11 protein-coding genes are annotated in these 11,953 nt (G+C 67.1%); 4 read left to right on the top strand and 7 right to left on the bottom strand.

Annotation, left to right across the window (positions count from 1 at the left end; genetic code table 11):
* Positions 1 to 56 precede the first annotated feature (56 nt).
* On the bottom strand, positions 57 to 689 hold the full coding sequence (locus tag ABJK40_RS17605) for an ATP-dependent Clp protease proteolytic subunit (protein WP_348480246.1): 633 nt from the start codon (positions 687 to 689) through the stop codon (positions 57 to 59).
* Positions 689 to 2,131 carry a trigger factor gene (gene tig / locus ABJK40_RS17600; RefSeq protein WP_348480247.1) on the bottom strand — a complete coding sequence of 481 codons (1,443 nt, stop codon included), beginning with the start codon at positions 2,129 to 2,131 and terminating at the stop codon, positions 689 to 691. Before tig ends, ABJK40_RS17605 begins: the two co-directional genes overlap by 1 nt.
* Positions 2,132 to 2,259: 128 nt before the next feature.
* Between tig and ABJK40_RS17595 the strand changes: the two genes are divergently transcribed.
* A complete protein-coding gene (locus ABJK40_RS17595) occupies positions 2,260 to 2,532 on the top strand; it encodes a hypothetical protein (protein ID WP_348480249.1) in 273 nt (90 codons plus the stop codon).
* Positions 2,533 to 2,789: 257 nt separating this feature from the next.
* Here the strand turns inward: ABJK40_RS17595 and ABJK40_RS17590 are convergent, their stop codons facing one another.
* The 4 genes from ABJK40_RS17590 to ABJK40_RS17575 all read right to left on the bottom strand — a co-directional run bounded on the left by ABJK40_RS17590 (position 2,790) and on the right by ABJK40_RS17575 (position 7,087).
* Positions 2,790 to 4,340, bottom strand: coding sequence for an AMP-binding protein (locus tag ABJK40_RS17590; protein WP_348480250.1), 1,551 nt, complete (start codon positions 4,338 to 4,340; stop codon positions 2,790 to 2,792).
* 69 nt (positions 4,341 to 4,409) lie between these two features.
* Positions 4,410 to 5,483 (bottom strand): hypothetical protein, encoded by a 1,074-nt coding sequence (locus tag ABJK40_RS17585; protein WP_348480251.1) that lies wholly within the window; start codon positions 5,481 to 5,483, stop codon positions 4,410 to 4,412.
* Entirely contained in the window at positions 5,480 to 6,052 is a 573-nt protein-coding gene (locus ABJK40_RS17580; RefSeq protein WP_348480252.1) for a UGSC family (seleno)protein, read from the bottom strand. Before ABJK40_RS17580 ends, ABJK40_RS17585 begins: the two co-directional genes overlap by 4 nt.
* Before the next feature lie 105 nt (positions 6,053 to 6,157).
* Positions 6,158 to 7,087: a sterol desaturase family protein gene (locus ABJK40_RS17575; protein WP_348480253.1), complete on the bottom strand. Its 930-nt coding sequence runs from the start codon at positions 7,085 to 7,087 to the stop codon at positions 6,158 to 6,160.
* A 107-nt stretch (positions 7,088 to 7,194) separates the two neighbouring features.
* On the opposite strand from ABJK40_RS17575, the gene ABJK40_RS17570 reads away from it, so the two are divergent.
* Entirely contained in the window at positions 7,195 to 7,602 is a 408-nt protein-coding gene (locus ABJK40_RS17570) for a hypothetical protein (RefSeq protein ID WP_348480254.1), read from the top strand.
* Positions 7,603 to 7,696: 94 nt separating this feature from the next.
* A complete protein-coding gene (locus tag ABJK40_RS17565) occupies positions 7,697 to 8,368 on the top strand; it encodes a TetR/AcrR family transcriptional regulator (RefSeq protein WP_348480256.1) in 672 nt (223 codons plus the stop codon).
* A gap of 6 nt (positions 8,369 to 8,374) precedes the next feature.
* On the opposite strand, the gene ABJK40_RS17560 is transcribed toward ABJK40_RS17565, so the two are convergent.
* Positions 8,375 to 10,135, bottom strand: a complete 1,761-nt coding sequence (locus tag ABJK40_RS17560; protein WP_348480257.1) for an ABC transporter substrate-binding protein — start codon at positions 10,133 to 10,135, stop codon at positions 8,375 to 8,377.
* 288 nt (positions 10,136 to 10,423) lie between these two features.
* On the opposite strand from ABJK40_RS17560, the gene ABJK40_RS17555 reads away from it, so the two are divergent.
* The gene (locus tag ABJK40_RS17555) at positions 10,424 to 11,920 is read left to right on the top strand and encodes a carboxylesterase/lipase family protein (protein ID WP_348480259.1); all 1,497 of its coding nucleotides are present in this window, start codon (positions 10,424 to 10,426) and stop codon (positions 11,918 to 11,920) included.
* Positions 11,921 to 11,953: the final 33 nt, after the last annotated feature.

Genomic DNA, 11,953 nt, shown 5'->3' with positions numbered 1-11,953 from the left:
CGGTCGCCCGGGTGGGGACCATTGCGTGCACACCCCGTGCGGGGTGTCGAGCCCGCTCAGCGGATGGGACCGGCGCGGTCCACCGCTTCGCGGGAGTTGATCACCTGGTCGATGATGCCATATTCCAGCGCCTCGTGCGCTTCCATCACGAAGTCGCGGTCGGTGTCCTTGTGGATCTTCTCGATGGACTGTCCCGTGTGCTCGGCCAGGATGCCGTCGAGGATCTCGCGCATCCGCATGATCTCCGAGGCCGCCAGTTCGAGGTCGGTCACCTGTCCGTAGCCGACCTGGCCCGACGGCTGGTGGAGCAGCACCCGGGCGTGCGGCAGCGCCAGACGCTTGCCCTTCGTGCCGGCGGCGAGCAGTACGGCTGCGGCGGACGCGGCCTGGCCGAGACAGATCGTGGCGATGTCGTTCTTGATGAACTGCATCGTGTCGTAGATCGCGAACAGCGCCGTGATGTCACCGCCCGGGCTGTTGATGTAGATGTTGATGTCCTTGTCGGGGTTCTCCGACTCGAGGAAGATCAACTGAGCGGAGATGAGACTGGCGACGGTGTCGTCGACCGGCGTCTGCAGGAAGATGATGTTCTCCTTCAGCAGGCGACTGTAGAGGTCGTACGCACGCTCGCCGCGAGCGGTCTGCTCGACGACGTTGGGCACCATGTAGTTGGTTGCTTCGAGATCCATCAGGCTTCGTCCTCACTCGTTTCGTCGGTGGCTTCGGTGGTTCCGGCTTCGTCGTTTGCCGCATCGTCGGTTGACGCGTCGTCGGTCGCTGCGTCGTCGTCCTGACCGGAATGATCGTGATCGTGATCGTGATCGCCGATGAGGAGGTCGCGATCGATCTCGGTGCCGTTCTCGTCGACGTACGTGGCGCCGTGCACCAGCACGTCGAAGGCCTTGGCCTTGGTGATCTGGGCGACCAGTTCACTCACGGCATCGTTCTGCTCGTAGGCCTTGCGGATGTCCTTGGCCTTCTGCTGGTACTGCATCGCCAGGCGTGCGTACTCACGCTCGAGTTCGTCGTCGCCGACCTCGATCTTCTCCGCGACCGCGACGGCGCGCAGCGCGAGATCGACCTTCACGGCGATCTCCGACTGCCCTCGCATCCCTTCGACGAAGCTCGCGGGATCCTGACCCGTGGCCTGCATCCATTGTTCGAAGTCGATGCCCTGCGCCTGGAACTGCTGGATCGTGCCCTGCACCCGCTGGTTCAGGTCGGAGGAGACCATCGGCTCGGGGACGTCGATCTCGACCAGGGCGGCGAGGGCGTCGTTCAACTTCGTGCCGGCCTGCTGACGGGCTGCGCTGAGCTTGCGATCGGCGAGGGACTCACGGATGCTCTGTGTCCACGCCTCGACCGTGTCGAACTCGCCGACGTTCTCGTCGACCCACTCGTCGGTCAGTTCGGGAAGCTCACGGGTCTGGACGGACTGCACCGTGACCGTGAAGTCGGCTTCGTCCTCGGTGCCCTTGGGCGTGGAGGAGAACTCGAGCACGTCACCGGCGGACGCACCGACGAGATGGGAGTCGAAGTCGTCGGTGACCCAGCCCTTGCCGATCTCGTAGGACCAGTCCGACGTGTTGAGCCCGGCGACTTCCTCGCCGTCGCGGACGACGTGCATGTCGAGCACCACGAAGTCGCCCTCGACCGCAGCCCGCTCGACGGTGTCGAGCGACGCATCACGCGCCAGTTCCTGCTCCTGCGCTGCGAGGATGTCGGACTCCTCGACCTCGACCGAGGGGAGTTCGACCCGCAGCGTGTCGTACCCGGTCACGGTGATGATCGGACGCACCTCGCAGATCGCCTCGAACTCGACCGGACCCGATTCCTCGCCTTCGGTGATCTCGATCTCGGGGGTGGCGATCAGGTCGACGTCGTTCTCGCGAACGGCCCGGGAGAGGTACTCCGGGACTCCGTCGCGCATCGCCTGCTCCCGGGCCGGACCCATTCCGACACGGGCCTCGAGCACCTTGCGCGGCACCTTGCCGGCACGGAAGCCCGGCAGGTTCACCTCCTTGGCCAGCAACTTGAACGCCTTGTCGATGTCCCGGTCGAATTCCGCCTCGTCGACCTCGACGTAGACCTTGACCTTGTTGTCCTCGAGCACTTCAACCGAACTTTTCACGGAGGCCGAGGCTATCCCGATTGGTTCGACCTCAGACCGGACCACGACAAGCCCGCCGGGAACCGCCGGAACTCGGACTTCGGGCGGGAGGATGCGTTTCGGTGTGCCCATCGGGCAGAATGGTCTCGATGGAGTACTGGAAGCCGCACAAGCTGGCGTCGCCGCACGACGGCCAGATCTCGTTGAAGATGAACGACAGGGTCGTGAGCACGGCCGAGATCCGCGACGTGCCGATCGGAACCGAGGGCAAGGTCATCCTGGCGAACGGCTTCAACTGGCTGCGGTACCGGGTGCTGTTCGAGAACGGCGTCGAGGTCGGCGACTGCGATCACCGCAACATCGAGGCCACCGGTCGCACGGCGAAGCGGATCGCCAAGGCCGAGGCCAAAGCCAACCGCTGACGACCATCCGCCGACGGGCCGCAGCGACCGGGTCGTCCGGGCGATCATGTGCGGAGCAGACCGTCGGGCCGACGGGTCGGGCGACGTGTGCTCCGTCAACCGGAGATGATGTCGAAGAGCAGTGCGGCGTCGAGTGCCGCCGTGTCCCGACGCCGAGAAGGACGGTCGGTCGTGGCTGAACCTCACGCATCCTCGACCGGTGTCGAGTGGACGCGATCGTCAAGATCCGATCAAGTGTGATGCCGCGTGCCGCTGGATCAGCGCGCCCGCAGTTCCTTGCGCAGGATCTTGCCCGCGGCACTCTTCGGGATCGCTTCGACGACCTCGAGCAGTTGGATCTGCTTGTAGCTGACGAGGTGCCGCCCGACCAGTTCCTGGATCTCGGCCAGCGTGACCGTCTCACCGTCGACCGCGGTGACGAACGCCTTGGGCACCTCGCCCGCTTCGTCGTCGGGCACGCCGATGACGGCGACGTCGGCGACCTTGGGGTGCGTGATGATCAGTGCTTCCAGCTCCGCCGGCGCGACCTGGAACCCCTTGAACTTGATCAACTCCTTGAGCCGGTCGACGATCGTCATGTGGCCGGCCTCGTCGATGATCGCGACGTCGCCCGTGTGCAACCACCCGTCGGCGTCGATCGTCGCGGCCGTTGCCTCGTCGTTGTTGAGGTAGCCCTTCATCACCTGCGGGCCGCGCACCCAGAGCTCACCGCGCCCACCGACGCCCTGGTCCTCGCCGGTGTCGGGGTCGACGACGCGACTCTCGGTGTTCGACACCGTCACACCGCTGGTTCCGGCGCGGAACTGGCCTTCGACCGTGCAGTGGCTGACCGGCGACAGCTCGGTCATGCCGAAGCCCTGCACGACCTCGCAGCCGAGTCGGGCGCCGGCCTCGACGGCCAGTTCGGCACCGAGTGGCGCTGCGCCGGAGAAGATCTGGCGGACCGACGACATGTCGTACTGGTCGACGACCGGGTGCTTGGCCAGGCCGAGGATGATCGGAGGCACCGCGAAGAAGCGGGTGATCTTCAGGTCCTGCACCGCCTGGAGCGCTTCGACCATGTCGAACCGGGGCATCGAGATCACGGTCACGCCGTTGGCGATCAATCCGTTCATCAGGACCTGCATGCCGTAGATGTGGAAGAACGGCAGTGCGGCGAGGGCCACCTCGTCGTCGGTGTAGAGGATCGCGTGCTGCACCTGCTCGATGTTCGCCACGAGGTTGCGGTGGGTCAGCATCACGCCTTTGGGGAGCCCGGTCGTTCCCGACGAGTACGGCAGGACCACCGTGTGCTCGGACGCGTCGACCGCGACCTGCTCGATCGGGTCGCCGAAGACGTCGGCCATCGCCGTCGTGCCGTCGGCTGCGTCACCCATCACGACGATCTCGGTCACGTTCGTCCCCTCGATCGCGAGTCGCGCGACGTCGAGGAACATCGGGACCACGAACAGCATCGTGGCTCCGGCGTCCTGAAGTTGGTGTCGCACCTCCTCGGCACCGTAGGTCGGGTTGATCGTGGTGACCGCTCCCCCGGCGACGGCGACGCCGTGGAAGACGACGGCGTACTCGGGCACGTTCGGTGCCATCAACCCGACCACCGTGCCCGGCGCGACACCCTTCTCGGCGAGACCGCCGGCGAGTGAGTGGATGGCGGCGCTCAGCTCGGCGAAGGTGAAGGAACTCGTGCCGGCGGCGTCGCGGATGGCGACACGGTCGGGCATCTCGGCGGCCCTGCGCAGCACGTGAGCGCTGATCGCCACGTCGGGGATGTCGACATCGGGCAACGGACTCTCGTGGATGATGGTCACGGAGCACGACAATAGATCAGACGCCGAGGGCGCCGAAACCGTGCACCCCGAACGCCGTGCGGACTCTGCTCAGGACCCGGCGGACGCTGCCCACGGCAGTTCGCAGGCTTCGCCCGTGACCACGGTCTCGCTCACGATCGCATTGCGGTGGGCCCCTGCCGCCCACGATGGGAACACCGCCGAGTAGAGCCCGCTCCCGCCGGCGACGAACAGCACGATGTCATCGGGTCGCCGCACGGCATGGATGACATCGGCATCGTCACCGGAGCGGATGAAGCCGGTGTTGATCGACCGGAGGTGTCCTCGCGTGTTGACAGCCGTCCGCTGCAGCTCACGTTGGACGTCGGCTCGCGTCAGCCCGGCGTCGGCGAGTACCTGCGCGTGCTCGGGGTTCAGCGCAACAGCCACGGCTCCCCCGCCGAAGTTGGCGTTGTTGGAGCCGGTGTTGGCGATGACGGCGGCGAGCGCACGGAGAAGTCGGGCGGGTGAATCCGGATCGTCGGCGTCGTTCGTGAACACGACGGAATGTGGCGCCTCGGCCCCGAGGACCGTCACCACCGACTCGTCGGCGGCGTGACCCCTCGAGGCGGCGAGAGATTCCCAGGGCGACGCGGCCTCGTCTTCGGCCAGGCAGAAGCCGAACTTGCCGGGATGGCCGAGCAACGCCATGTCGGACACGCCAGGGCGGGCGTCGCCGATGTTCATCATGCACAACCGCACGGCCCGCCCGATCGAGGCGTTGGCACGGTGTCCGGGCCCGAGGGCACCGAATCCTGCGGCGATGTCGCAGTGTCTGACGACCGGACCGTTGACGATCGTCAGCGGCGCGGTCGAGTGCGTGGTCGCCTGCATCTCGGCGAGGTCGAACTCCGGTTGCAGGATCGCCCGGATCGCCGCCACCACCACCGGCATGTGATCGGCGAGGCAACCGGCCATCACAGCGTTGGTCGCGATCTTCTCGACGGTGGCCGCTCCCCCGCCGGGACCCATGGAGCCGAGGTCGAGGTCGGCGTCGAGACCCGACGAGAGCACGAGGCGGGCGACGCGCTCGGGAGTCGGGATCACGACGGGAAGCCCGTCGGTGCAACTCGAGTCGTGGAGCAGCTCGAGAGCTGCTGCCTCGTCGTCGGCTTCGAACATCATGAGCCCGGCGTCCCGGGTGCGTCGCCCACCGGGCTGTTGTCCGCCGCGACCAGGCCGCGCAGCACCCCGACGATGCGCACCGCGACCGAGTCGGCGACGGCGCCCATCGCGTCGTGCCCCGTTCCCGCCACCGGATGGGGCAGGCGCAGGCGAGGGAGGTCGGGCATCCCCGCCGATGCAGCGACGGAATCGCCCTGCAACCAGAACTGATCGGTCACGAGGGCCACGGCGGGAACACCTCGGCGAGCTGCTTCGATTCCGTCACGCACGGTGCCGGACGTGCAACTCCCTCAATGCCCGTAGGCCGCGACGACCGCCGAGCAGGAGTCGGCGATCGTCGAGAGATGCTCGGGAGACGCGAGTGCGCTCGCGTTCCCCTTGTCGAGTCGGATGAACGAGACGCCGGGGAGCTCGTGCGACAGTGCCGCCTCGACGTGGTCGAGGAATGCGACCGAGTCGGGAAATCCGTTGGCGAACAGGGCGACCGTCTCGCCGTCGCCGAGTTCGGCGGACAGGTCGTAGGGCTCGATCGCCCGGCTCGGCACGCCACGTGGATCCAGGAACTCCATGCGCCGAGTGTCGCGCGCCCCGTGGACGACGAGCGAGACGCTGCGCATGCCGTGTCGGTCGCGCTGCGGCGTGAGACGGCGACGTGGCGGTTCAGGACGTGGCGGTCAGGCAGCCGCCGCCACGTCGGCCCGCCAGCCGGGCCGACCGAACACGTGGCGCAGCTTGTTCCTCCAACCGGTTGCGGTGCGTACGTCGCGGGCGATGTCGACGAACTCGTGGTAGCCGATGCGGATCGGATTGAAGGAGTCGACGTTCTTCGTGAGCCCGTACTTGATCCTGCGCACCTCGGGTTCGAACGTTCCGAAGATCCGGTCCCACACGATGAGGATGCCGCCGTAGTTCTTGTCGAGGTACTGCGGGTTGGCGCCGTGGTGGACCCGGTGGTGCGATGGCGTGTTGAAGACCGCTTCGACCGGTCGGGGCAGCTTGTCGATCGCCTCGGTGTGGATCCAGTACTGGTAGAGCAGGTTGAGCTGGCCGGCCTTGACGACGTGGTGAGCGGGAATGCCCAGCAGCGGCATCGGCAGAAAGGCCCACGCCGTGAGATAGCTCGACCATGGCTGCCGAAGAGCCGTCGACAGGTTGTAGCGCTCGCTCGAGTGGTGTGTGACGTGGTTCGCCCAGAGCAGGCGCACCTCGTGCATCCACCGGTGGTCCCAGTAGTAGAGGAAGTCCCACGCCACCATCGCGACGGGCAGCGACCACTTCGTGGCACCGATGTTCGCCAGCCTTCGCTTGAACACGTACGTGTTCATCGCCCCGATGGCGCCGGCGAATGCCAGGTTCACGACGATGTTGCCGCCGAGCATCGTCAGGCTCGCCCGCGTGTCCCGAGGTTCGTAGCCGACCGGCACCAGAGGGTCGGCGGGCAGCGACGGATCGGACAGTTCGTCGCGCGTGGCGTCGTCGAGGTCGCCGTCGGTTCGCAGGTCACGCCGTGCGAGCACGCGGGACTCCCACATCATCGTCCCGACGAAGACGGGGAGGGACAGGAGGTCGACCAGATCGATGGGCCGTGACTTCAGGAGTTTCATCCGGTGCCAAGTCTGCCTCGTCACGAGCACGACGGTTCGCGAGTCGGTACATCCGTCGGGGAGGAACGCACCGACCTCGATGGCGGTTCGGCCGACAGGCACAGCTGTTGACCCTCACCGCTCCCGAGTGGACCGCACTCGCCTTCGGACTCGAGGGGCTCGGCGTCGACAGCGACGGATCGCAACACGGTGTGTTCACCGATCGTCCCGGCGTGCTGACGAACGACTTCTTCAGGGTCGACACGTCGATGGACGTCGAGTGGTCACCCCACGACGACTCCGAGATGCTGTTCGACCTGAACGACCGCACGACGGGCGAGACGAAGCACACCGCCACACGCTGTGATCTCGTGTTCGGTGCGAACGCCGAGCTGCGACAGGTCGCCGAGGTGTACGGCTCCGACGACGGCGGAGAACACCTGGTCCGCGACTTCGTCGCCGCCTGGCACAAGGTGATGATGCTGGACCGCTACGACGTGCCCGCAGCACGCCCCGCAGCGGTGTCGTCCTGCTGAGGGTCTCGGGCCCCAACCCTCGTTCTCCCCGGGACCTCGCATGTCCCCGGGGTCGACCGTCAGGTCGTCGGCTGGCCGACGCTGCGACCACTCGATGTACAGTCGACCCATCGCCAAGACGACCACCAGGACGACGACGTCGCGACCCGCCGAGCAGACCAACGAGCGGCTGTCGGGTGCTGATCGTCGCACCGCCCTGCTCGACGCCGCACTGTGGGTCCTCGCCGAGGAGGGAGAACCCGCCGTCACGATCGGCAGTGTCGCCGAACGCGCCGGGGTCACGCGGACGCTGGTGTACAAGCACTTCGACAACCGCGACGATCTCCTCATCGAGTTGAACCGACGTGAGTCCAGGCGGGTGGATCGTGAACTGATCGCACTGGTACAGGACACCGAAGGGGGCTTCGAGCCCAAGATGCGCGCGCTGGTGCGGGGGCTCCTCGACTCGGTCGACCGATGGGGCACCGTCTTCGTCCCGCTGCAGGACACCGCGGCGGGGCCGATCAGGCGCCGCGAGGGCCGGTCACGACACCGCCGAACCCTCGACTACTTCGCCGACCTGGCGGTGGCCGACTACGGCCTCGACGAGGAGACCGCGCACGAGGCGCTGAGGATCCTGCTCGGTGGCCTCGACCCGCTGATGTGGATGGTGCGACCGTCGACACCGCACGCCGAGCGCGCGCGTCTGACGGACCGGTTCGTCAACATGCAGATCGCGGCACTGTCGGCTCTGGACGAGCGACCTCGCTCGGATGCGGTGTCGTAGGTCGAGTCACTGTTCCATCCAGACGTCTTCGTAGCTGAAGAAGCTTCCCGCCAGGAGCGCCTGACCCGGCGTCCCGTCCGGAAGCGTACGTTCCGCGATGTTGTGCACGGTCGGCACGCTCACGACCGACTCCACACCACCGAGGTGGTCGATCCACACGATGGGGACCTCGCTCGCGAGCACCTGCTGGAACTCGGCGTACGCGGCGTAGCGGGCATCGAAATCACCCGTCGAACGCCCCAGGTCGAGGGCGGAGTCGATGCGCTCGTCGACGAAGTTGGTCCAGTTGAGCGGACCACCCGACCGGAAGAACGAATAGTCACCGTCGGGATCCGCTGCGTTGAACTGAGTCCAGACGATCGCTTGGAACTCGTCACTGATGGCGGTCGACACCGAGGTACCCGGGCCGATCTCCTCCTGGGTGACCTCCATTCCGGCGTCCTGCCAGAAGCTCACGACGAGGTCGCGCAACTCCTCGGACTGGAGCCCGGGTTCGCCCTTGAGCACGAAGGAGATCGGGCCGTTCTCGGCCTCGTACTCGTCGACGAGACGGATCGCCTCGTCGACGTCGTGATCGGGGTAGTCGGTCTCGGCGAACCACTTCGAGGTCGGATCGAACGGCCCGTCGGCCGGCGTCGTCAATCCCGAGCGAACGATGTCGATCACGAAATCCCGGTCGATCGCCGCAGCCATCGCCCGGCGGACCCGGACGTCGTCGAACGGAGCCGCGGTGGTGTTCAGCAGGAACAGCGATTCGTTGCTGTTGCCCTCACCGATCCAGACATCCACGTCGGGGTCATCGAGGAAGTCGAGGATGTCGAAGTCGTTCGCATTTGTGTACGCGTCGATGTCCCCGGCCTCGAGCGCCTGGCGTCGGACCGTCGGATCCGAGATGAACTTGAAGTCGACGGCATCGAGGTACGGGAGATCGTCACGCCAGTAGTCGTCGTTGCGAACCACCCGTGCGCTGTCGCCCGGCGACCAGGAGTCGAGCACGAACGGTCCGGTGCCGACGAAGTCGTTGTTCGTCCCGATCGAGGTGGGCGACACCATGAAGCCGGGTTGGCCGGCGAGGTAGTTGTCGAAGGCCACCCACGGGCTGCTCATCGCGACCGTCAGGGTCAGGTCGTCGACGACGGCGATGTCGGTGACGAGCGCCATTCCGTAACCGACCGATGCCGAGCCACGAAAGGAATCGAGGTTGGCCTTGACCGCTGCGGCGTCGACGGCGACACCGTCGTGGAAGCGGACGTCGGGTCGCAGCGTGATCGTCCAGGTCAGGAAGTCCTCGCTGGGTTCGACGCCCGCGGCGAGCCACGGCGCCGGTTCACCCTCGGCATCGAAGGCGACGAGCGGGTCGTTCATCGCGCTGACGATCCGACTCGAACCTGCCGAGATCGCCTGGTTGGTGTCGAACCCGCTCCCGTCCGCCGAGAGTCCGATTCGCAGCACGCCACCGGACTGCGGCTCGAGGTCGTCCGAGCCACTGCCTTCACCTTCACTGGTGACCTGACCCGACACCGCGAGGGCCGACGTGTCGGCGGTGACCGAGGTGCCGCCTTTTTCCGTCGAGTCTGGCTCCCCGTCGTCGGGTTCGGAGTTGCGGGGTTCGGACGTGCCGGCGTCGATCGGTTCGGAGCCGTCAGCGGCCGGCGCGGTCGACGAGTCGCCGCTCCCGCCACCCCCGCACGCCGAGAGCAGTGCCGCGACGAGCAACGGCGAGAGCCGTCGACCGAGACGCGAGTTCGAAGTCCTGTTGGCGGCCACCGATGTTCCCCTTTGTGTGATCGCGAGTGGAACCGTCCGATCGGACGCTCCACTCCCCCTGTGGTGACAAAGTGTAACTCAACTGGTTACAGTCTGTCACCAGCGGTTGGGACCCCGGGGTGTGGCAGGGGTCAGACCCACTCCACACCACCCACTCCACACCTCGCGGTGTGGCAGGGGTCTGACCCACTCCACACCTCGCGGAAACTCCCGTCACGGTCTCGGCGACTGAAGCGCTGACAACGACCCACGACGCGACACACGACGTACACGACCGACGGAGCACACATGGAACCACGGGTGAAGATCTCGAACGCGACGCTGCGGGGCAACGACGAAGGCGGCCACCTGGCCTTCCTCGGCGTGCCGTACGCGATCCCACCGGTCGGTGATCGCCGCTTCCGAGCGCCGGAACCGAGTCCATCGTCCGTCGACGTCGTGGACGCCACCACCCACGGCCACGTCTGCCCCCAGGATCCGTTCGTGCCGTCCTCCTTCCGAGCATCGGGCACGGAGAGCGAGGACTGTCTCACACTCGACGTGCGCACTCCTGCGTGTGACGACCGACGGCGTCCCGTGATGTTCTGGATCCACGGCGGTGGCTTCAGCCACGGCGCCGGGTCGCAGCCGCCGTACCACGGTGGCCCCCTCGCGGAGCGCGGCGACGTCGTCGTCGTCAACGTCAACTACCGCCTGGGCGCGCTCGGCTACCTCTACCTCGGCGGGCACGCGGGCGACACATGGGGTGCAGCGGCCAACGTCGGCCAACTCGATCAGATCACTGCGCTGCGATGGGTACGCGACAACATCGAGTTCCTCGGAGGGGATCCGGGCAACATCACCATCTTCGGCCAGTCCGCGGGCGCGGCAGCCGTGGCCACGCTGATGGCGATGCCGGCAGCCCGCGGGCTCTTCCACAAGGCGATCGCCCAGAGCGGCACCGCCAACCGGCTCGGCGACACGACATTCGCCGGCGCCATGACGGGCCGGTTCCTCGAGCGCCTCGGCGTCGTCGATGCCGACCCGCAGCGGCTGCGTTCGATCTCGGTCCCCGAACTGCTCCGGGCACAGGGTCCACGCGGCCCGCTGTCGCCGGTGATCGACGGCGACAGCCTGCCCGACAACCCGCTCGCCACCGTGCGTCGTGGTGACGCCTGCGACATCCCGCTGATGGTGGGCACGGCCCGCGACGAACAGAAGCTGTACGTTCGCGCCGACCGCTCCCCGATCGACGACGGCGAACTGGCACGTCAGATCACGGCGATCCTGCCCCGACGAGCAGCCGACCGGGCGGTCGAGGTCGCCGAGGTGTACCGCGAGTCCCGGACATCACGTGGGCTGCCGGCGACGGCCCATGACATCGTCGACGCCGTCGCGACCGCCTCCCGGTTCCGGTTCCCTGCCGTGACGCTCGCCGAGGCCCAGCTCGAGCACCAGGGCGACATCTACCTGTACCAGGTCGACTGGGAGTCGCCCGCACGTGGCGGCACCCTCGGAGCCTGCCACGGTGTCGAGATCACGTTGGTGTTCGGCACGGTCGGGATCGACGGGAACGACCGACTGGCAGGCAGCGGACCCGATGTCGACGCGTTGATGCCGAAGATGATGGATGCCTGGATCGCGTTCGCCCGGACCGGTTCTCCGGGGCACGAGGGCATCGGACCCTGGCCTGCGTACGACACGGACCGACGGGCGACGATGATCTTCGATCGCGAGTGCCGGGTCGAGGAGACGCCGTTCGAGGAGGAGCGTGCCGTGTGGGCATCGATGGTCGGTCGACACTGACCACACGACGAGTCGCCCGTCGCCGTGGTGCGG

It is taken from the genome of Ilumatobacter sp. (assembly GCF_039969435.1).
GTDB lineage: Bacteria > Actinomycetota > Acidimicrobiia > Acidimicrobiales > Ilumatobacteraceae > Ilumatobacter_A.
Note: the sequence above shows the minus strand (reverse complement) of the source record. Positions and strands in the feature narration are given on the sequence as shown.